Here is a 19,302-nt window from a genome sequence, read left to right as displayed (position 1 = left end):
ATGAACAAACAACGCATTGCAGTACTGGGTGCCGGGCCCATGGGGCTGGCTGTGGCTTATCAGCTGGCACGGGACGGACATGAGCCGGTCCTGTTCGAAGCAGATGACCGGGTGGGTGGCATGACCGCCACTTTTGATTTTGATGGCCTGGATATCGAACGCTATTACCATTTTCATTGCATCTCCGACCATGCCTTCCTGCAGATGCTGGAAGAGTTGAACCTGGGTAGCAAGATGAAATGGGTGGAAACCAAAATGGGCTACTGGTACCAGAACCGTTTGCAACCGTGGGGCAATCCCCTGGCGCTGCTGCGGTTCAAGGGGCTGGGTCTGGTGGCCAAATTCCGTTACGGTCTGCATGCCTTTCTCTCTACCAAGCGTGACGACTGGAAGCCGCTGGATCATGTCGAGGCGACTGGATGGATCCGCCGCTGGGTAGGCGAAGAGGCTTATGAAGTGCTGTGGCGTCGCCTGTTTGATTACAAGTTTTACGACTACAGCTCCAACCTGTCTGCGGCCTGGATCTGGAGCCGTATCCGCCGTATCGGTCGCTCGCGCTACAGCCTGTTCCGCGAAAAACTGGGCTATCTGGAAGGTGGCTCGGCAACCTTGCTGCAAGGCATGCGCGACGATATCACCGCACATGGCGGGGAAATCCGTCTGAGCACGCCGGTCAAGCGGGTGGTGATGGCCGAAGGCAAAGTGCGAGGCGTGGAAACCGCCTCCGGGATCGAAGCCTTTGACAAGGTCATCAGCACGGTCCCGCTGCCGTTTATCCCCAGAATCATGCCGGACTTGCCCGCAGATGTGCTGCAGAAGTTCCAGCAGATCAAGAACATTGCTGTCGTCTGTGTCATTGCCAAGCTGAAAAAGCCGGTAACGGAAAATTTCTGGCTCAACACCAATGATGATGAAATGGATATTCCCGGTCTGGTGGAATACAGCAATTTGCGCCCGCTAGACCAGCATATTGTTTATGTGCCGTTTTACATGCCGGGCGAGCATGCCAAGTATGCCGAGCCGGATGAAGTGTTCCTGGGCAAAGTGAAGCGCTATCTCAAGAAGATTAATCCGGCGTTGCAGGACGACGATTTCATCGCCATGCGGGCCAGCCGTTATCGTCATGCACAGCCGATCTGCGATCCGGGTTATCTGGAGCAGCTGCCACCGGCAGCATTGCCGGTTCAGGGCCTGTGGGTGGCGGATACCTCGTATTACTACCCGGAAGACCGTGGTATTTCCGAGAGTATCGGCTATGGCCGTGCACTGGCGCAAAAGGCGGTGGGATGATCCGTCATTTCATGTCGCGCCAGTTTCTGGTGTTCCTGCTGACCGGGGGATTGGCGGCTGCGGTCAACTTTGGCTCGCGCATTGTGTACAACCAGTGGTGTGACTTCTCCACCGCCGTGATTCTGGCTTATCTCACCGGGATGGTGACCGCCTTTGTGCTGGCCAGAATGTTTGTTTTCAAACAAAGCAGCCAGTCCATGCACCGTTCAGCGCTGTATTTCACCCTGGTCAACCTGGTTGCGGTGATACAGACCTGGCTGATCAGCATGGGTCTGGCACTTTACCTGTTGCCCATGCTCGGCGTGACGCACTTCAGCCGGGAGATCGCCCACGCTATCGGCGTGGCAGCTCCGGTGTTCACCAGTTATCTGGGACACAAACGCTGGTCCTTCCGCTGACACAGGCATGAAGCTGAATCGACCCCTACTGGCATTTGCCGCACTGACTGCCTGTTATCTGGCAGCCTTGCTGATTTCGGATGCCCGGCATGACATGTTTGCCCGATTGCCTGCGCTGGCGAGCATCATGCCGGCGCTGATGGGCATGGCCTTCCTGTCTTTTTTCCTGCGCTATCTGCGCTGGTATTACCTGCTGCGGCGTACCGGGCATGGGCAGCCATTTGGCCTGGGTTTTTGCATTTACCTGTCCGGCTTCGCTTATACCGCAACGCCCGGCAAAGTAGGGGAGCTGATCCGCATCCGCTACCTGCAGCGACTAGGCATTGCGCACGAGCAGGTGCTGTCGGCCTTCATCTACGAACGCGGCTGGGATTTGCTGGTGGTGTTGCTGCTGGCCATGCCAGGCATGCTGGCTGCACCACTGTTTCCGCTACTGGCCCTGTTTGTTGGTGCAGTGTTGCTGGTGCTGGCCATTCTGATGCGGCAGCCGCGCTGGCTGGGACGCTTGCATGCAAGGTTGCGCCTGTATCGATGCCGCAGGCTGTACCGGCTTATGCGCTTGCTGCAGCGTGGCATGCGCGGTGGATTACGCTGGTTGGGCTGGCAAGACATGCTCGTTGCCGCCGTCGCCGGCCTGGCGGCCTGGTCACTCACTGCCACGGCTTTTGTCTGGCTGGTGCAGTCTTTATCCCCCGGCATGGCCTGGTGGCCGCTATTCTCCAGTTATCCACTGGCCATGCTGGCAGGCGCTGCCTCCATGTTGCCTGGTGGCATTGGCTCCACCGAATCGGTCATCGTGGCCAGCCTGCTGTGGCAAGGTGCTTCAATGCCGACAGCAGTCTTGGCCGCCGTTGGCATCCGTTTTGCCACCATGTGGTTTGCCGTCTTGCTGGGGATGGTCGCTATCGTGCTGGCTGAATGGAAACTGTCAGACCATACCACGCATTAGGGCCCCAAGCCGTAAGCAGACCATTCAGCGCCGCGGCAACTGCGCCAGGCATGCCTTGTTCAGTCGGCTGCGTGTCCGGTCGAACAGCCAGCCCCACTTGTTGAAATACTGCACGGCAGAGCGGATGTGGGCTTTCAGCAATTTCCTGTCGGTATACGATGCCTTGGCAAAATGATGGGTCACCGTCATCTGTGGCAGATACAGATTGCCAAACCGTACGGCGCAGCGACGGGACAGATCGACATCCTCCATATACATGAAGAAATTGTCATCAAAGCCGTTCAACTCCAGCAGTGCTGCGGCGCGGAACAACATGAAGCAGCCGGATAGCGACGGGGCAAAAAAGGCCTTGTCAAAGTCTGCATGACGCAGCATGTAGCGCTGGTCCAGCTTCTCTGCCAGCGCGGGCAGAAAACGCCGCGCAAACAGATTAGCCGGGCTGGGTAGCAGTTTGCACAGCTCCTGCTGCGTGCCATCCGGGTAAACGATGCGCGGCATGAACAATCCCGCGGTACGTCCGCTCAGTCCTGTCAGATAACGGTCCAGATCAGCGCTGTGAAACTGGATGTCCGGATTGCAAACCAGAAAGTAATCCGCTTGTCCGGCAAATGCCTGTATGGCCTGATTGTGACCATGACCATAACCACCATTACGATCCGAGCGGATGTAATGCACCTTGGGCAGTGTCAGTTGCCCTGCCCATTCACAGCCACCATTATCCACCAGCACCAGACCGTGCAGGCTGTTGCAGCCAAGTAGCGCATCCATGGTGGGTTGCACATCCTGATGTTGATGCTTGTACAGCACGATGGATGCAAAGAGCTTGGGCATTTCAGTACTTTCCATTCAGTCCATCCTTCAGCCCACGCCACAACGAACGCACATAACCCATTTTGTTGTGCCCAAACAGAATCAATACCAACTGATGTACCAAATTGAAGGCAATTTCCCGTAATGCCAGCAATGTCGGAACATGCGGCATCTTCATCAGGAAAAAGGCATTGCGGATACGGTAATAGCGGCGGAAGGCACTATGCACCGGTACACGCCACTTCAGCAGTTTCAGGGAGTTATCGCCAATCGCGTGCAACATCTGAACCTGCGGATTCACAAAGATGACGTAGCCTTTGGCATGTGCACGCAGACACCATTCGGTATCGACATAATCAATGAAAAAGCGCTCATCCATAGGGCCAATGGCGCGCAAGGCATCAGCCGCAACAAGACTTCCAGAGGAGATGATCAGCGATGCAGCGAAAGGCTGCTGCATATGCTGGGTATCAATCTTGGTGCGACGGCCATGACGGTCAATATTGACAATCTTGTAATGAAAACCGTGTTTCTTGTCGACAAAGGCAGGGCCAATGGCTGCCAGCCGGGGGTGTGCTGACCTGAGTTGTTCAAATGCAGCTGTTTGCTGTTGGATGAATTCGGCATCAATCGTGCTGTCCTGGTCAAAGAACACCAGGTAGGCATAGTCATGATCCAGTGCAAAACGGATACCAACATTTTGGGCATGGGCAATGCCGGTATTTTCCTCAAGGTAGAATGGGTGCACACCAGATGAAACAGAAAAAACAGAACGAATCTGTTCCTTATTTTGCGAATTGTTGTCGACAAGGCAAACGGCAACGCCGCAAGCTATCAGCTGTTCTGTCAGTTTTTGCAGGTTTGTCGGTTCTGGATTAAAACTGACAATAACGGCACAAATCTTGTTTTCCATTATTTAATCGTCGAGGTTTATTTCTATAGTCTATCTTTGACAGTACAGGTAATGTCTGTGCAGGCCCGGATGTTCTGATGGCTTACCAATACAAGAATTTCATGAAATCAATAAATGAAAAGCTATTTATATTCGGTTTGATGTATTTGTACTGCTGGCAATAAATAAACGCAGCTTGCGGGTGAACTATTCCCTGGCTTAGGCTGCGATGAAAGCAGATCGCCTGATTAAAAATTTCTTGTTCAGTCATGCTGAATGCATTTCGATTAATTGCCAGCAAGTTCTGTAATTGTTTCAGTGCTATTTTTTTTCTTAACTGCTTCTGGCCGGTGCCAATTTTAGTGCGCAGCTTTGCCGTTTGGTTGGCTCCCGTGTCCTGATTGGCATGTTGCCGATATCTGACCAATGCCTCATCCAGAAACCTGACGCCATTGCCTTTGGCAGCACACAATGCCAGCCACCAGTCATGATAGGCAATACCTTCCGGGAAAGGTAGTGCGCGTAACAAGCTTTCCCGGCGTAGTAATGCCGTACAGCCAGTGACATTATTGAAAAATAGCAATTCAGCCAGTGTGCTGGTCTGTCGTTCCTTGTTTTTCCAGAATGGCTTGATGGTATGGTCTTGCTCATCAATCAGGCTGCAATTGGAATGGATCAAGTCTGCATTCCCGATCTGGTCCAGCAAGCGTTCTATTTTGTTATTTTCCCAGATGTCATCCTGATCGCATAAGGCAATATAGCTACCCTTTGAGGCTTTTAGTCCTTCTTCGAAATTTTTGACAAATCCGGTATTGTGTTGATTAATTCGAATTCTGATTCTTTGATCCGCAATTTGGCTGGCAATGGCAATGGTGTTGTCAGTCGAAAGATCATCCTGAATGATGATTTCAAGATTTGAATACGTTTGTTGCCTGATGGATTCAAGTTGTTTTGCCAGGTATTTTTCACCATTGTATGTGGCAATCACTATCGAAACCAATGGTTGATGTTTTTCATTTTCCATGTTTTGGCATGCTAACTTGGAGTGTAGTGGGCAAGTAATACTCCTCAAGTCAAGGTGATATGCCTTGTTTCTGTTCGTATTAATGCTTGCCCGTTGTCGAGTTGAATTCTGAAGCTATCAACAATTATTTGAAATGTGAAGATGGTTTTATGCCAATTTTGCCGGAGATGCGCTTGACCAATTTGATGATTGAAATCGGAAATATAATGATTGGATATAGTGAAAACCAGGCAGCTGGTATCGGGTATGTGTATCGAGTCAAATTGCGAATGTTTTCAATGGACAATCTGGTAGTACTATTCAGTTTTGCCGAGTAAACACGGAATATCAGATCGCGCAGGATTGACTTTCTGGCAATTCTATTAAGGCAAGATGGATCAAATCCCATTTCCACTGCGGTGTGTGTCAGCAGTTTGAACCATTGATAGCCAAAGGCATAAAAAATCCGATAGCTACCAGTATATTGACTTCTGATGAAGATGATTGGAGTTGCGCCAATTATTTTTTGTGCCGAAGGGTTGTTGGCTAGTAGAGCATACAGGGTGTATGTCAGATAAATGTCCGTGCCAATATAATCTGCTCTGTTATGGATATTCATCCAGTGTTCGCGTTTGAACAGAAATGAAGAAATAAATGTTGCCCAGACCCAAATTTTTTCGATAAAAATATTGTTGTCTGTTGTAATGATATCCTTATCGGTGTCGATGACTTTTGATGTTTTGCCTTCAAGATTCAGTGGTTTGGCATTCAGAAAGTGGAAGCAAAAGTCCTGTTGATTAATCTTGTTTAATACGTAATCAATTGCATTGTCAGCAATGACATCATCGTCGGATAGCATCCATACATATTCACCACGGCTTCTGTTTACTACCTGATGAATGTTGCCATCAATGCCAAGATTTTTTTCGTTGCGGAAATAATGTATTTCCTTTCCATACTTTTCGGCAGCGAAACGAATAATATTTTCGGTGTTGTCTGTAGATGCATTGTCCGAAATGACAATTTCAATCTCCGCATCCAAAATCGTATTGCATGCGAACAGGCGATCCAATGCTCCTTGCAGGAATTGAGATCTGTTGTACGTTGGTATGGCGATTGATAGTTTCGGGCTCATGTGCAGTATATTCGCAATATTTTAAATTTATGTTGATAGCAAGTTGTTTAATTCTTTTCGGGTAAAAAATGTCAGCCCGGGGATTGCAGTCAAAATGAAGGAGAGACAAAGGCCGATCAGGATGCCATTAATACCATAGTAATCAGCTAGATTCCACTGGCAAATAAAGCCAATTATTGCCTGTATGGGGGTAATAATCCATAGCGGATTTGTCTTGTTCAGGCTTTGTAAAACCATGGCATATGTGTCAGAGTAAATCCTGATGGATAAGTAAAAGCCGAATATTAAGATCGTCGTCAAGCTTACACTTAATGCATGCTTGGGTGTCAATGTGTGGATGATTATGTCTTTTAGTCCAATAAAAAATATTATTCCAAGCAGTGCCAGCGCCATTCCGATCGAAATATATCGTCGAATGGCAGTTTTCATTGCTGGAAATTTCTTATTGATGCGCATTTCTACAAGTGCTGGCCATGCGGCTTGTAATAGTGCGGCATACAAAATAAGAATGAAGCTGAATATTTTGGTCAGTATCCCATAGGCAATAATGTCATTGCTGGAGAGCTTTTGGGAGATGACAATATAGTCTGTCTGCAGGGTAATGGTACCAACTACTGAAAATAACCAGAATCCACTTCCCCGTTTAAAAAGCGCAATGCTCTTGTTTTTCAGGGCGCTGATATGGCATGCCTTGATGGCGGACCAGGTTTTTCCTGCCAGAACCAAAGTCGGGATCATGGCTGTTGGCAGGTAGTATAGAAAAATTGACAGAGTGAGACTTGGGTGTGTGCTGATTGTTCCAAGGCTGATTACCAGAATCAGTCCCGTGATGGTTCCGGCTGTTTGAACCAGATTGGCAATCCATCCATTATGCTCGGCAAACCATATTTTATAAGATACCCCACCTATGCAGGTCATGCCAAACAAGACTAATGATAGATAAACAGTGCTGGCGCTATTGCCTGTTAGCGTTGCGTTTTTCAGGTAGTGAGTGGATAGCACAGCGGCAATCGGCCATGCTAGTAGCAGGAAAACACCAAGCAGAATGAAACAGCATATCCCCGCACTGGCGATCCAGTTGGCATAGCTCTCTTCTTGGGACTTATACTCTGTAATATAATTCTGTAGACTGGTACCAATACCCATATCCGTGAGTGCAATCCATGCAATCAAGGCTGAAATCAGCGTAAAAACAGCATAGTTATCAATGCCAAGAAGCTGTATCAGATAGCGAATGCTGATGATCTGTAAAAAGGCAGATAATAGTCTACACAGCCAAGAGGTCGCTGCAACAAAAACATGAGGAGGAATTTTTGTTGTAGCGACCAAGTCGGCTATTTTATTGATTTTTTTCATTCAGTGATCTAACCCACTCCACCATTCTGTGGATGCCGTCTGTTGCAGAAACGCTGGGTTGCCAACCGAGTAAACGTTGTGCTTTTTTGTGGTTGGCGACAAATACAATCTGATCGCTTTCTCTAGGCGGCAGTTTAGTATAATTCAACTTCTGACCGGTAATTTTTTCCAGAAGGTTGAATAATTCAAGCAGGGAAAGACTGTTGCCGATTCCTCCGCCAATATTGAATGCATTGCCACGAGCTGAGTCGATCTTTTCCAGTCCGGTAAAATAGAGACTGATCATGTCGTCGGCATGAAGGACGTCCCGCACCTGTTTGCCATTCCCGGAGATAGTAAAACTGTGTGACGGATCTTGAATGGTTTCGATTGCTTGCTGGCAAAACCAGCCAATCCATCCTTGATCATAGGTGGAAAACTGTCTGCCACCATACATGGAGGAGTGACGGAATACCATGGTCTTCAGATTGAATATTCTGGCGTAATCCAGCATGTATTGGTCAGCACAACCTTTTGAACAGCCGTAGGGTGAATGAAAATCAAGTGTTACCTGCTCATCGAAACCATCCGGGGAATCATTGCAAACATAGCGCGTCTCATTTTCGGAATAGCTGAATTGTGTCAGGTCGCCATAAACCTTGTTGGTTGATGAATAAAGAATGGCGGTTTCCGGGCTGAAATCACGAACGGCTTCGAGTATATTATGTGTGCCCAGTGCGTTGATTTCAAAATCCTTGCGGGGATTGGCAATTGATGTAGTCATGGCCACTTGGCCCGCAAGATGGAAAATGGCATCGGGTTTGTTCTGGCGCACAGTCGTAGCAACATCATTGCTATTACGAATATCTGCATGAATGAAATGAATCTCGCCTTGCTGTTGCAGCCAGGCCAGATTATCTGTACTGCCTTGTCGAGACAGATTGTCTAGCACAATGAGTTCATCACCGCGTCGCAGTGCTTCTGCCGCCAGATTGCTGCCAAGAAAACCACATCCACCCGTAATCAGTATTTTCATTTCATTGCCTTAAATGTCTTTTCAATTCCGTCAATAATATTCGTTTGTGCTTTCCAGCCAAGTTTTTCAATATCGGTATTATTGGCTACGGATAGCATGGTTTCATTTTTCCGGTAGGGAATGGCACCAAATTGCAAATTGGTACTGCTGTGGCTCAGCGTGTGGATCAATTCGACCATTTTCCTGATGCTGATTGTTTTGCCGGAACCAACTGAATACTTCGTGTAATATTGTTTATGTGGGCTGTGGAGAATTGTCAGATAGGCTGCGACAACGTCATCGATATAGATGAAGTCGCGTTCTGCTTCTCCTTTGGTCAGTTTGAGCTCTGGCGTGTTCTTCAACAAGGTATCCATGACATATGCCATGAACTTTGTTGTGTCGTCGCCTGGGCCGTAGATGTGCTCCAGACAGATGTCGACAAAACGAATTTTCTCCTGACCTGCAAAATAGGCACCCCAGTCAGAAAATTGCGCTTTGCTCAGGGAGTAATAATTGAGGTCGCGTGGCAGGGAGCTGCTGGTGTTGATGAACAGCTTTACGCCATTGACAATGGCCTGGCTCAATAATGCAAGAGGCTGGTTCAGATTGCTGTCCAGCACAGTTGCTAAATCTTCGCCCTGCCTGCCATAGCAGGTTGCGGTGTGTATCACGCATTCCACATCAGGATGGACAGCGAATACATCAGGCGAGCCCTCCGAGCAAACATGCCAACAGGCATGCTTGCCGGCCTCTCCCGCCCTTTCCCTGTTGCTACTGGCTCTCGCCAGTGCCACCACTGCATGGCCCTGCTGCTGCAGGGCGGCCAGGAGATTTCGCCCCAGAAAGCCGGTGGCACCTGTCAGCAGGATTTTCATGTGACTCTCAGAAATTCACGCCAATGATGGTTTCAAGTTTCTCAACACTGTAGTCCAGCATGTCTTGGGTCAGTGCCGGGTGCACGCCGATCCAGAAAGTGTTGTTCATCACCAGGTCAGTATTGGTCAGCTCTCCGCTTACGCGATATTGCTGGCCGTCCATATACGGTTGGCGGGTCAGGTTGCCGGCAAACAGCAGACGGGTGCCTACACGGTGCTGGTCGAGGTATTGCAGGACATCGACACGGCTGATGCCGCTTTCCGGCCGGATGGTAATCGGGAAGCCAAACCAGGACGGATCGCTGTTTTCAGTAGCCTCTGGCAGGATAAGGAATTCGCTGCAGCTTTGCAGGGCATTGCTCAGGTAACGGAAGTTGTCCTTGCGTGCCTGGATGAAGCTTTCCACCTTGTCCAGCTGGGCCAGTGCACAGGCGGCCTGCATGTCGGTGATTTTCAGGTTGTAGCCCAGGTGACTGTAGGTGTACTTGTGGTCATAGCCTGCCGGCAGGCTGCCCAGTTGCCAGCCAAAGCGCTTGCCGCAGGTATTGTCGCAGCCCGGTGCGCAATAGCAGTCGCGGCCCCAGTCGCGGAAGGATTCGATGATTTTCTTCAGTTCGGTATTGTTGGTGAATACCGCACCGCCTTCACCCATGGTGATGTGGTGTGCCGGGTAGAAACTGAGGGTGCCGATATCGCCAAAGGTGCCGACCAGTTTGCCGTCATAGGTACTGCCCAGTGCATCGCAGCAGTCTTCGATCAGCCACAGGCCGTATTTGTCGCACAGCTCGCGGATCACCTTGAGGTTGTACGGATTACCCAGCGTGTGGGCCAGCATGATGGCCTTGGTTTTGCTGGTGATGGCGGCTTCAATCAGCTCGGGCTTGATGTTGTAGGTCGGGATGTCGACATCGACAAACACCGGGACTGCGCCGAATTGCAAAATGGGATTGACTGTGGTGGGAAAGCCGGCAGCAACACCGATGACTTCGTCACCTTTACGGATGGCACGCTCGCCCAGCTTGGGGGAGGTCAATGCCGAGAAGGCAAGCAGGTTGGCCGACGAACCGGAGTTGGTGGTCAGCAGGTGGCGCACTCCCAGAAATGCAGCCAGGCGTTTTTCGAACATGTCGTTGAAACGGCCAGTGGTCAGCCAGCCATCCAGTGAGGCCTCCACCATGTTTTTCAGTTCAGCGCCATCAATCACTTTGCCGGATGGGGGAATGACGGTCTTGCCTGCTTCAAACGGGCGGGGGGCCATGGCAATGGCTGCGTATTCATCAACCAGCTGGGCAATCTGCTGGCGAAGTTGTTGGGCTTTGTCTTGTGTGCTCATTAATGCTGTCCCTTGGCGGGCTGGGCCTCAAAGGCCTTGATTTGTTGAATGGTGATGTCTTGCATATCGGCCCCGGTCAGGTGTGCCTGATGCCAGCTGCAGATGTGTTCGAGTGCGGTATGCAGCGTCCAGCGTGGTTGCCAGTCAAGTCGGGTTTGTGCCTTGCTGCAATCCAGACGCAGATAATGGGCTTCGTGCAGGTCTGCACCGGCAGGGTCGATCTGGTAACTGGCACCCTGGCCCCAGATCCGGGTGAGGGTATCCACAATCCAGGCCACCGGCTGGGCATCTTGCGGGCGTGGGCCAAAATTCCAGCCTTCGGCAAATTCGCTGCCGGAGCTGAACAGTTGCTCTGCCAGGAGCAAATAGCCTGACAGGGGCTCCAGCACGTGCTGCCATGGGCGGATGGCATGGGGGCTGCGTATCTGCACTGGCTTGGCCTGTTCGATGGAGCGCATGATATCGGGAATCAGCCGGTCTTCCGCCCAGTCGCCACCGCCAATGACATTGCCGGCACGGGCACTGGCCAGGGCCACGCCATGGCGTTGATAGTCGGCCGGGTTGAAGTAGGAGTTGCGATAGGCACTGGTAACCAGTTCGGCACAGCCTTTGCTGTTGCTGTAAGGGTCGTAACCTCCCATTGCCTCGTTTTCGCGATAGCCCCACAGCCATTCGCGGTTTTCGTAACACTTGTCGCTGGTGACATTGACTACGGCACGTACGCTCGGGGTTTGCCGAATGGCTTCCAGCAGATACACCACCCCCATGACGTTGGTGGAGTAGGTTTCGACCGGATTTGCATAGGAGTAGCGCACCAGCGGCTGCGCTGCCATGTGGATGACGATATCGGGCTGCGCGGCCTGCATGGCCTGCATGAGCTTGGCCGGGTCGCGGATGTCGCCGATGATCGAGGTCATGCCTGCGGCAACCCCCGCGGTTTCAAACAGGTTCGGTGTGGTGGCCGGTGCCAGCGCATAGCCGGTAAGCTCCGCGCCCAACTGTTGCAACCACAGCGACAGCCAGCTTCCCTTGAAGCCGGTGTGACCGGTCAGGAAAACTCGCTTGCCTTGCCAGAACTCACGCTTCATTCCCATACCTTCCATGGCGCCTGACCGCTTTGCCACAGCTCTTCCAGATGGTTCTTGTCGCGCAGGGTATCCATCGGTTGCCAGAATCCTTCATGACGGAAGGCAGACAATTGCTGTTTGCTGGCCAGTTGTTCCAGCGGTTCGCGTTCCCAGATGGTGGCGTCGTTATCAATGAAATCGATCACCTTGGGCGACAGGACAAAAAAGCCCCCGTTGATCATGCCACCATCGCCTTTGGGCTTTTCCTTGAAGGTGGTGACTTTGTCAGCCTGGATGTCCAGTGCGCCGAAGCGGCCGGGTGGGTAGGTGGCCGTGAGGGTGGCCAGCGTACCTTGCTGCTGGTGGAATTTCACGAGCGCGCCAATATCGACATCGCCGACACCATCGCCATAGGTAAAGCAGAATGCTTCTTCATCTTGCAGGTACTTGCGGACGCGTTTCAGGCGGCCACCAGTCATGGTTTCTTCACCGGTATCCACCAAGGTGACACGCCATGGTTCGGCGTAGCGCTGGTGGACTTCCATGCTGTTGCTGGACATGTCGAAAGTGACATCGGACATGTGCAGGAAGTAGTTGGCAAAGTATTCCTTGATGACATAGCCCTTGTAACCGCAGCAGATCACGAAATCGTTGATCCCATGGTGGGAGTAGATTTTCATGATGTGCCACAGGATGGGTTTGCCACCGATTTCAACCATGGGTTTGGGGCGGACCGATGTCTCTTCGCTGATCCGGGTACCCAGCCCGCCTGCCAGAATGACTGCTTTCATGATGTGTTCCGTTCAATCAAAAAGCTGCGCGGTGTTGAAGGCGCAGGCTTGCATGTCTTTGCCCGACAGGGAAGGTGTGCTGTCCAGCATCCAGTCGATGTCTAACTCGGCATCGTTCCAGATGATGCTGCGCTCATGCTCTGGGGCGTAGTAGTTGGTGGTTTTGTACAGGAATTCCGCGTAATCAGAAGTAGTGACAAAACCGTGGGCAAAGCCTTCCGGAATCCACAACTGGCGTTTGTTTTCAGCGGACAGTACCACACCAACCCATTGACCGAATGTGGGCGAGCTGCGGCGGATATCCACTGCAATGTCATACACTTCGCCCAGCGTACAGCGCACCAGCTTGCCTTGGGCAAACGGCGGCATCTGGTAGTGAAGCCCGCGCAGCACACCCTTGCTGGAGCGGCTGTGGTTATCCTGGACAAATTCAACCTTGCGACCGATGGCTTCTTCAAAGCGCTTCTGGTTGAAACTTTCGAAGAAAAAACCACGCTCGTCACCGAATACGGCAGGTTCAATGATTTTGACGTCCGCAATGGCGGTATCGATGATTTTCATGAATGGCTTGCTTTCTTACTTCAGCAGCTGCAGCAGGTATTGCCCGTAGGCATTTTTCTTCAGCGGTTGTGCCAGCTGTTCCAGTCTGGCGGCATCAATCCACTGCTGCACGTAGGCAATTTCTTCCAGACAGGCCACTTTCAGACCCTGGCGATTTTCCACGGTGGCAATGAACTGGCTGGCTTCCAGCATGGATTCGTGGGTGCCGGTATCCAGCCAGGCATAGCCACGCCCCATGGTCTGCACATCCAGCTGGCCTTGCTGCAGGTAGTGGTTGTTGACATCGGTGATTTCCAGTTCGCCGCGCGGTGAGGGGCGGATGGACTTGGCGATGTCGACAACCTGATTGTCGTAGAAGTAAAGGCCGGTGACAGCATAGTTGGATTTGGGTACAGCCGGTTTTTCCTCGATGGACAAGGCCTTGCCCTGGGCATCGAATTCCACCACGCCATAGCGCTCCGGGTCTTGCACATGATAGGCAAACACGCTGGCGCCTTGCTGCTTGGCGTTGGCCGCCTTCAGCAGTTTGGGGAAATCATGGCCATGGAAGATGTTGTCACCCAGTACCAGTGCCGAAGGCGCGCCTGCCAGGAAGTCTTCGCCAATGATGAAGGCCTGTGCCAGGCCGTCCGGACTGGGCTGTACTGCGTATTGCAGGCTGATGCCCCACTGGCTGCCATCACCCAGCAACTGCTCGAAGCGCGGGGTGTCCTGCGGGGTGGAGATGATCAGGATGTCGCGAATCCCGGCCAGCATCAGGGTGCTGAGCGGGTAGTAGATCATCGGCTTGTCATAGATGGGCAGCAATTGTTTGCTGACTGCCAGTGTGGCGGGGTACAGGCGGGTGCCGCTGCCTCCCGCCAGGATGATACCTTTACGTTTCATCTGCTTGCGTCCTGCATCAGGAATTGAAGATCTGCTGGAACACCTGTTCCACGCCGCTCTGCCATGTTGGCATGCTCAGGCCGAACGCGTCCTGGATTTTACTGCAATTTAGCCTGGAGTTGCCGGGGCGTTTCGCCGGGGTCGGATAGGCGCTACCGGGAATGGCGTGCAGGTTTTCCGGCTTCAGTTGCAGTGCGACACCGTAACGTTCCGCCAGTGTCAGCAGGTATTGGCTGTAGCCATGCCAGCTGGTGCTGCCGCTGCTGGTCAGGTGATAGGTGCCAAGCAACTGCTTGTCCTTGCTGGTTTGCCACTGCTTGATGATGTGGGCGGTCACATCGGCAATCAGCGCAGCGGGTGTGGGCGCACCAATCTGGTCGGCCACCACATTCAGGCTGTCGCGTTCACGCGCCAGGCGCATGATGGTCTTGAGGAAGTTGCCGCCATGTGCGCCCACCACCCAGCTGGTGCGCAGGATGATGTGGTTGGCACCACTGGCGCGGATGGCCTGTTCACCCTGGCATTTGCTCAAGCCATATACCGACTGCGGGTTGGTGGCATCGCTCTCTTCATAAGGCGTGGTCTTGTCACCATCAAACACATAGTCGGTGGAGTAGTGCAGCAGCAGGGCATTTTTTGCTGCGGCCCAGTCAGCCATCGCGGCCGGTGCGACTGCGTTCACGGTATGGGCCAGTTCGGCGTCAGTCTCGGCCTTGTCCACGGCGGTGTAGGCTGCCGGGTTGACGATGATGTCTGGTTGGTATTGCTCCAGCACCGAGGCAATGTCCGCCGGGCGGGACAGGTCCAGTTGCTGGCGATCCAGGCAGATGCACTCGCCCAGCATGGCCAGTGCGCGGCGTAGCTCAAAGCCCAGCTGGCCATTGATGCCGGTAATCAGGATGCGGCTCATGCCTTGTTCCCGTAGTGTTGTTCCAGCCATTGGCGATAATTGCCGCTGGTGACGTTGCTGACCCAGTCCTGATTGTCCAGGTACCACTCTACGGTCTTGCGGATGCCGCTCTCAAAGGTTTCTGCCGGTTTCCAGCCCAGCTCACGTTCCAGCTTTCGTGCGTCAATCGCATAGCGGCGGTCATGGCCGGGGCGGTCCTGCACATAGGTGATCTGCTCGGCATAGCCTGTGCCATCGGCCTTGGGGCGCAGGGTATCCAGAATGGTGCAGATGGTGTGCACGACATCCAGATTGGCTTTTTCGTTCCAGCCGCCAACATTATATGTTTCACCCAGGCGACCTTGCGCCAGCACGGTGCGGATGGCGCTGCAATGGTCTTTCACATACAACCAGTCGCGGATTTGCTGGCCATCACCGTAAATGGGCAAGGGCTTGCCGGCCAGCGCATTCAGGATGACCAGCGGAATCAGCTTTTCCGGGAAATGATAGGGGCCGTAGTTGTTGCTGCAGTTGGTGGTGAGGACCGGCAGGCCGTAAGTGTGGTGCCAGGCACGCACCAGGTGGTCCGACGCCGCCTTGCTGGCCGAGTAGGGACTGTTGGGTTCGTAACGATTGGTCTCGCTGAACGGCGCGTCAGTGGCAGACAGCGTGCCGTACACCTCGTCGGTGGACACGTGCAGGAAGCGGAAAGCTGTCTTGGCTTCGCCTTCCAGTGCACTCCAGTAGGCCCGCACGGCTTCCAGCAGGTTGAAGGTGCCTACCACATTGGTCTGGATGAATTCACCCGGGCCGTGGATGGAACGATCAACATGGCTTTCCGCCGCGAAGTTGATGACAGCGCGCACCTGATGTTGTTGCAGCAGTCGGCTGACCAGCTCGCGATCGCCGATATCGCCCTGAACAAATATGTGGCGCGGGTCGTTTTCCAGGCTGGCGAGGGTTTGCAGATTGCCAGCGTAGGTCAGCTTGTCCAGGTTGATCACACCTTCGTCATTGCCATTCAGCCAGTCCAGAACAAAGTTGGCTCCAATGAAGCCGGCACCGCCTGTCACCAATATCATTTAACAATTCCAATAAGTAAGTGGTTTTTGCTTGGCGCGGGGCCATGGTAAAGTAGCCCACCGTGGGCAAGTACATTGTGCTCGCCTGCAAGGCCGACATTATAAGACAAAATTGCCCGGCTTCTCGTTGTACAGTCTTGCGACTGCGGCGGGCAGGCCCGATTATTCCGTTTCCACGCCCATTCAGGCCTTGATGCCCCATGTTGCAGATTCTCTTGCTTGCACTGATTGCTTCTTTTACTACCGGGCTGTTGCTGATTCGGTATGCACACTTGCATGCACGCTTTTCGACCGATGGTGACGTCACCGGCGTGCAGAAATTCCATGCCACACCAGTGCCTCGCATCGGTGGCCTGCCCATCATGCTGGGCCTGATTGCAGGCTGTGCGCTGTCTGGCTATCTCAATACATCGGTGTGGGTGCTGTTGCTGTTGCTGTCGGCTTTCCCGGCATTTGCAGCTGGGTTTATTGAAGACCTCACCAAGAAAATCGGCCCCTTGCCTCGCTTGCTTGCTACCTTTGTGGCTGCTGCACTGGGTTATTTCCTGCTAGGCGCCGGGCTGGCCCGGCTGTCCATTCCCGGGGTTGATCAGCTGCTGGCTTCCTACTGGTGGCTGTCCTTGCTGCTCACCATGGTGGCGGTGGGCGGGGTGGCTCATGCCGTCAACATCATTGATGGTTATAACGGGCTGTCCGGCATGGTGGCGGTGTTCATTTTCCTGTCCATCATTTATGTCTGTTTCAAGGTGCATGACATCGTATTGATGAGTGTGTGCTTTGCCATGGTTGGCGCGGTACTGGGGTTCCTGTTCTGGAACTTCCCGCGCGGGTTGATTTTTGCCGGCGATGGCGGGGCTTATCTGATTGGCTTCATGATTGCTGAAATGTCGGTTTTGCTGGTGGCGCGCAATCCGGCAGTTTCGCCGTGGTTTCCCTTGCTGTGCGTGATCTACCCTGTTTTTGAAACCATCTTTTCCATCTACCGGCGCAAATTCCTGCAGGGCAGGGCGGTAGGCTATCCGGATGCGCTGCATCTGCATCAGATGATCTACAAGCGCATGGTGCTGTGGATGGTGGGCTCCAAGGATGCACGTCACCTGACCCAGCGTAACAGCATGACCTCACCTTACCTGTGGTTGCTGACCTCGTTTTCGGTGGTTCCGGCCATGTTGTTCTGGAACCATACCTGGGTGCTGATGCTGTTCTGCCTGCTGTTTGTGCTTGGCTATTTGCGTCTGTATCGCATGATCGTGCGCTTTAAAGTACCCAGCTGGCTGGTGTTGCGTCGCGACGATTCCTGAGCCCTGCCTGTCCCGGTGGGCAGCAAAGTTTTTGCAGCTCCCCCACTTGAAACCTCCTTGAGCCGTCCCTATTATTAGCACTCGTCAGGGGTGAGTGCTAATTCCCGCCCCGTGCTGCCATCCAGGCAGATCATTTTTGCTTTCAACAGCCAATTGTATTTAGGAGAGATCAATGGCAATTCGTCCGCTGCACGATCGTGTTGTTATCAAGCGCCTTGAGGCTGAAGAAAAAACCGCATCCGGCATCGTTCTGCCGGGCGCTGCAGCTGAAAAGCCCGACATGGGCGAGGTGCTGGCTGTCGGTAACGGCAAGGTTCTGGACAATGGCGAACGTCGTCCGCTGGAGCTGAAGGTTGGTGACAAGGTCATCTTCGGCAAGTACTCCGGCCAGTCCGTCAAGGTTGATGGCGAAGAAGTCCTCGTGATGCGCGAGGAAGATGTGATGGGCATCGTCGAGTAATTCCGACCCATACACCCTTCTACGATCCTTTCATAGAATTCTGGAGATATGAGCATGGCTGCAAAAGACGTAAAGTTTGGTGATTCCGCACGCGCCAAGATGGTGGTTGGTGTCAACATTCTGGCTGACGCCGTCAAGGTTACCCTGGGCCCGAAAGGCCGCAATGTCGTGCTGGACCGCTCCTTTGGTGCACCGACCATCACCAAGGATGGTGTTTCCGTTGCCAAGGAAATCGAACTGAAAGACAAGTTCGAAAACATGGGCGCGCAAATGGTGAAGGAAGTGGCTTCCAAGACTTCCGACGTGGCCGGCGACGGTACCACTACCGCTACCGTTCTGGCCCAGGCCATCGTGCAGGAAGGCATGAAGTTTGTTGCCGCCGGCATGAACCCGATGGACCTGAAGCGCGGCATCGACAAGGCTGTGGTTTCCCTGGTAGGTGAAATCGCCAAGATCGCCAAGCCATGTGCCACCACCAAGGAAATCGCTCAGGTTGGTTCCATTTCCGCCAACTCCGATTCCGACATCGGTGAAATCATCGCTACCGCCATGGAAAAAGTGGGCAAGGAAGGCGTGATCACCGTTGAAGACGGCAAGAGCCTGAGCAACGAACTGGACGTGGTGGAAGGTATGCAGTTCGACCGCGGCTACCTGTCCCCGTACTTCATCAACAACCAGGAAAAACAGATTGCCGCTCTGGACAATCCGTTCGTCCTGCTGTTCGACAAGAAGGTTTCCAACATCCGCGACCTGCTGCCGGTACTGGAGCAAGTGGCCAAATCCGGTCGTCCGCTGCTGATCATCGCCGAAGACGTAGAAGGCGAAGCACTGGCTACCCTGGTGGTCAACACCATCCGCGGCATCCTGAAGGTGGTTGCTGTCAAGGCTCCGGGCTTTGGCGACCGTCGCAAGGCCATGCTGCAGGATATCGCCATCCTGACCGGCGGTACCGTGATTGCCGAAGAACTGGGCCTGACCCTGGAAAAAGCCACTCTGGACATGCTGGGCCAAGCCAAGCGTATCGAAGTGGGCAAGGAAAACACCATCATCATCGACGGTGCTGGCCAGGCTGATGCCATCCAGGCTCGCGTTGGTGAAATCCGTCGCCAGATCGAAGAAGCCTCTTCCGATTACGACCGCGAAAAACTGCAAGAGCGCGTGGCCAAGCTGGCTGGCGGTGTTGCCGTGATCAAGGTTGGCGCTGCCACCGAAGTGGAAATGAAAGAGA

General features: G+C 52.9%; 20 protein-coding genes. 6 read left to right on the top strand and 14 right to left on the bottom strand.

What is annotated here, in order from left to right:
* Genes ACE3SE_RS12395 through ACE3SE_RS12385 form a run of 3 tightly spaced genes read left to right on the top strand, consistent with a single transcriptional unit; the run spans nucleotide 1 to nucleotide 2,637 of the window.
* A complete protein-coding gene (locus ACE3SE_RS12395; protein WP_374555671.1) occupies nucleotides 1-1,290 on the top strand; it encodes an NAD(P)/FAD-dependent oxidoreductase in 1,290 nt (429 codons plus the stop codon).
* On the top strand, nucleotides 1,287-1,688 hold the full coding sequence (locus ACE3SE_RS12390; protein ID WP_045846665.1) for a GtrA family protein: 402 nt from the start codon (nucleotides 1,287-1,289) through the stop codon (nucleotides 1,686-1,688). Before ACE3SE_RS12395 ends, ACE3SE_RS12390 begins: the two co-directional genes overlap by 4 nt.
* Nucleotides 1,689-1,695: 7 nt before the next feature.
* Entirely contained in the window at nucleotides 1,696-2,637 is a 942-nt protein-coding gene (locus ACE3SE_RS12385; RefSeq protein ID WP_374555669.1) for a lysylphosphatidylglycerol synthase transmembrane domain-containing protein, read from the top strand.
* Between the two features lie 24 nt (nucleotides 2,638-2,661).
* Here the strand turns inward: ACE3SE_RS12385 and ACE3SE_RS12380 are convergent, their stop codons facing one another.
* The 14 genes from ACE3SE_RS12380 to rfbB form a co-directional block, all read right to left on the bottom strand.
* Complete coding sequence (locus ACE3SE_RS12380) at nucleotides 2,662-3,468, bottom strand: glycosyltransferase family 2 protein (RefSeq protein WP_374555667.1); 807 nt, start codon at nucleotides 3,466-3,468, stop codon at nucleotides 2,662-2,664.
* Nucleotide 3,469: 1 nt separating this feature from the next.
* Nucleotides 3,470-4,360, bottom strand: coding sequence for a glycosyltransferase family 2 protein (locus ACE3SE_RS12375; protein WP_374555665.1), 891 nt, complete (start codon nucleotides 4,358-4,360; stop codon nucleotides 3,470-3,472).
* Nucleotides 4,361-4,442: 82 nt separating this feature from the next.
* Nucleotides 4,443-5,363: a glycosyltransferase family 2 protein gene (locus tag ACE3SE_RS12370; RefSeq protein WP_374555663.1), complete on the bottom strand. Its 921-nt coding sequence runs from the start codon at nucleotides 5,361-5,363 to the stop codon at nucleotides 4,443-4,445.
* A gap of 124 nt (nucleotides 5,364-5,487) precedes the next feature.
* Nucleotides 5,488-6,477, bottom strand: a complete 990-nt coding sequence (locus ACE3SE_RS12365) for a glycosyltransferase family 2 protein (protein WP_374555661.1) — start codon at nucleotides 6,475-6,477, stop codon at nucleotides 5,488-5,490.
* Between the two features lie 27 nt (nucleotides 6,478-6,504).
* Nucleotides 6,505-7,833 (bottom strand): MATE family efflux transporter, encoded by a 1,329-nt coding sequence (locus tag ACE3SE_RS12360; RefSeq protein ID WP_374555659.1) that lies wholly within the window; start codon nucleotides 7,831-7,833, stop codon nucleotides 6,505-6,507.
* Complete coding sequence (locus ACE3SE_RS12355; protein ID WP_374555657.1) at nucleotides 7,817-8,848, bottom strand: GDP-mannose 4,6-dehydratase; 1,032 nt, start codon at nucleotides 8,846-8,848, stop codon at nucleotides 7,817-7,819. The genes ACE3SE_RS12360 and ACE3SE_RS12355 overlap by 17 nt, the downstream gene beginning before the upstream one ends.
* A complete protein-coding gene (locus tag ACE3SE_RS12350) occupies nucleotides 8,845-9,705 on the bottom strand; it encodes an NAD-dependent epimerase/dehydratase family protein (RefSeq protein ID WP_374555655.1) in 861 nt (286 codons plus the stop codon). The genes ACE3SE_RS12355 and ACE3SE_RS12350 overlap by 4 nt, the downstream gene beginning before the upstream one ends.
* Before the next feature lie 7 nt (nucleotides 9,706-9,712).
* Nucleotides 9,713-11,038: a lipopolysaccharide biosynthesis protein RfbH gene (gene rfbH, locus ACE3SE_RS12345; RefSeq protein WP_131357739.1), complete on the bottom strand. Its 1,326-nt coding sequence runs from the start codon at nucleotides 11,036-11,038 to the stop codon at nucleotides 9,713-9,715.
* Nucleotides 11,038-12,126 carry a CDP-glucose 4,6-dehydratase gene (rfbG, locus tag ACE3SE_RS12340; protein WP_207389888.1) on the bottom strand — a complete coding sequence of 363 codons (1,089 nt, stop codon included), beginning with the start codon at nucleotides 12,124-12,126 and terminating at the stop codon, nucleotides 11,038-11,040. The genes rfbH and rfbG overlap by 1 nt, the downstream gene beginning before the upstream one ends.
* Nucleotides 12,123-12,896 carry a glucose-1-phosphate cytidylyltransferase gene (gene rfbF / locus ACE3SE_RS12335; RefSeq protein WP_131357742.1) on the bottom strand — a complete coding sequence of 258 codons (774 nt, stop codon included), beginning with the start codon at nucleotides 12,894-12,896 and terminating at the stop codon, nucleotides 12,123-12,125. The genes rfbG and rfbF overlap by 4 nt, the downstream gene beginning before the upstream one ends.
* Before the next feature lie 12 nt (nucleotides 12,897-12,908).
* On the bottom strand, nucleotides 12,909-13,457 hold the full coding sequence (rfbC, locus tag ACE3SE_RS12330; RefSeq protein ID WP_131357744.1) for a dTDP-4-dehydrorhamnose 3,5-epimerase: 549 nt from the start codon (nucleotides 13,455-13,457) through the stop codon (nucleotides 12,909-12,911).
* Between the two features lie 15 nt (nucleotides 13,458-13,472).
* The gene (gene rfbA, locus ACE3SE_RS12325) at nucleotides 13,473-14,342 is read right to left on the bottom strand and encodes a glucose-1-phosphate thymidylyltransferase RfbA (RefSeq protein WP_045846657.1); all 870 of its coding nucleotides are present in this window, start codon (nucleotides 14,340-14,342) and stop codon (nucleotides 13,473-13,475) included.
* A 16-nt stretch (nucleotides 14,343-14,358) separates the two neighbouring features.
* The gene (gene rfbD / locus ACE3SE_RS12320) at nucleotides 14,359-15,252 is read right to left on the bottom strand and encodes a dTDP-4-dehydrorhamnose reductase (protein WP_374555652.1); all 894 of its coding nucleotides are present in this window, start codon (nucleotides 15,250-15,252) and stop codon (nucleotides 14,359-14,361) included.
* Nucleotides 15,249-16,313, bottom strand: coding sequence for a dTDP-glucose 4,6-dehydratase (gene rfbB / locus ACE3SE_RS12315; protein ID WP_374555650.1), 1,065 nt, complete (start codon nucleotides 16,311-16,313; stop codon nucleotides 15,249-15,251). Before rfbB ends, rfbD begins: the two co-directional genes overlap by 4 nt.
* A 200-nt stretch (nucleotides 16,314-16,513) precedes the next feature.
* Between rfbB and ACE3SE_RS12310 the strand changes: the two genes are divergently transcribed.
* From ACE3SE_RS12310 to groL, 3 genes are all read left to right on the top strand, one after another.
* A complete protein-coding gene (locus ACE3SE_RS12310; RefSeq protein ID WP_062789171.1) occupies nucleotides 16,514-17,614 on the top strand; it encodes an MraY family glycosyltransferase in 1,101 nt (366 codons plus the stop codon).
* 172 nt (nucleotides 17,615-17,786) lie between these two features.
* A complete protein-coding gene (gene groES / locus ACE3SE_RS12305) occupies nucleotides 17,787-18,074 on the top strand; it encodes a co-chaperone GroES (protein ID WP_045846653.1) in 288 nt (95 codons plus the stop codon).
* Between the two features lie 54 nt (nucleotides 18,075-18,128).
* On the top strand, nucleotides 18,129-19,302 hold a 1,174-nt coding region (gene groL, locus ACE3SE_RS12300), incomplete at its 3' end, for a chaperonin GroEL (RefSeq protein WP_374555647.1).

Source organism: Aquitalea pelogenes (assembly GCF_041914625.1).
GTDB lineage: Bacteria > Pseudomonadota > Gammaproteobacteria > Burkholderiales > Chromobacteriaceae > Aquitalea > Aquitalea pelogenes.
The sequence above is the reverse complement of the archived record's forward strand: the minus strand, read 5'-3'. Positions and strand labels throughout refer to the sequence as shown.

Excerpts from the sequence above, each read along its gene's own strand:
- ACE3SE_RS12395 (WP_374555671.1), top strand. The coding sequence starts at position 1 with ATGAACAAACAACGCATTGCAGTACTGGGTGCCGGGCCCATGGGGCTG.
- ACE3SE_RS12390 (WP_045846665.1), top strand. The coding sequence starts at position 1,287 with ATGATCCGTCATTTCATGTCGCGCCAGTTTCTGGTGTTCCTGCTGACC.
- ACE3SE_RS12385 (WP_374555669.1), top strand. The coding sequence starts at position 1,696 with ATGAAGCTGAATCGACCCCTACTGGCATTTGCCGCACTGACTGCCTGT.
- ACE3SE_RS12380 (WP_374555667.1), bottom strand. The coding sequence starts at position 3,468 with ATGCCCAAGCTCTTTGCATCCATCGTGCTGTACAAGCATCAACATCAG.
- ACE3SE_RS12375 (WP_374555665.1), bottom strand. The coding sequence starts at position 4,360 with ATGGAAAACAAGATTTGTGCCGTTATTGTCAGTTTTAATCCAGAACCG.
- ACE3SE_RS12370 (WP_374555663.1), bottom strand. The coding sequence starts at position 5,363 with ATGGAAAATGAAAAACATCAACCATTGGTTTCGATAGTGATTGCCACA.
- ACE3SE_RS12365 (WP_374555661.1), bottom strand. The coding sequence starts at position 6,477 with ATGAGCCCGAAACTATCAATCGCCATACCAACGTACAACAGATCTCAA.
- ACE3SE_RS12360 (WP_374555659.1), bottom strand. The coding sequence starts at position 7,833 with ATGAAAAAAATCAATAAAATAGCCGACTTGGTCGCTACAACAAAAATT.
- ACE3SE_RS12355 (WP_374555657.1), bottom strand. The coding sequence starts at position 8,848 with ATGAAAATACTGATTACGGGTGGATGTGGTTTTCTTGGCAGCAATCTG.
- ACE3SE_RS12350 (WP_374555655.1), bottom strand. The coding sequence starts at position 9,705 with ATGAAAATCCTGCTGACAGGTGCCACCGGCTTTCTGGGGCGAAATCTC.
- rfbH (WP_131357739.1), bottom strand. The coding sequence starts at position 11,038 with ATGAGCACACAAGACAAAGCCCAACAACTTCGCCAGCAGATTGCCCAG.
- rfbG (WP_207389888.1), bottom strand. The coding sequence starts at position 12,126 with ATGAAGCGTGAGTTCTGGCAAGGCAAGCGAGTTTTCCTGACCGGTCAC.
- rfbF (WP_131357742.1), bottom strand. The coding sequence starts at position 12,896 with ATGAAAGCAGTCATTCTGGCAGGCGGGCTGGGTACCCGGATCAGCGAA.
- rfbC (WP_131357744.1), bottom strand. The coding sequence starts at position 13,457 with ATGAAAATCATCGATACCGCCATTGCGGACGTCAAAATCATTGAACCT.
- rfbA (WP_045846657.1), bottom strand. The coding sequence starts at position 14,342 with ATGAAACGTAAAGGTATCATCCTGGCGGGAGGCAGCGGCACCCGCCTG.
- rfbD (WP_374555652.1), bottom strand. The coding sequence starts at position 15,252 with ATGAGCCGCATCCTGATTACCGGCATCAATGGCCAGCTGGGCTTTGAG.
- rfbB (WP_374555650.1), bottom strand. The coding sequence starts at position 16,313 with ATGATATTGGTGACAGGCGGTGCCGGCTTCATTGGAGCCAACTTTGTT.
- ACE3SE_RS12310 (WP_062789171.1), top strand. The coding sequence starts at position 16,514 with ATGTTGCAGATTCTCTTGCTTGCACTGATTGCTTCTTTTACTACCGGG.
- groES (WP_045846653.1), top strand. The coding sequence starts at position 17,787 with ATGGCAATTCGTCCGCTGCACGATCGTGTTGTTATCAAGCGCCTTGAG.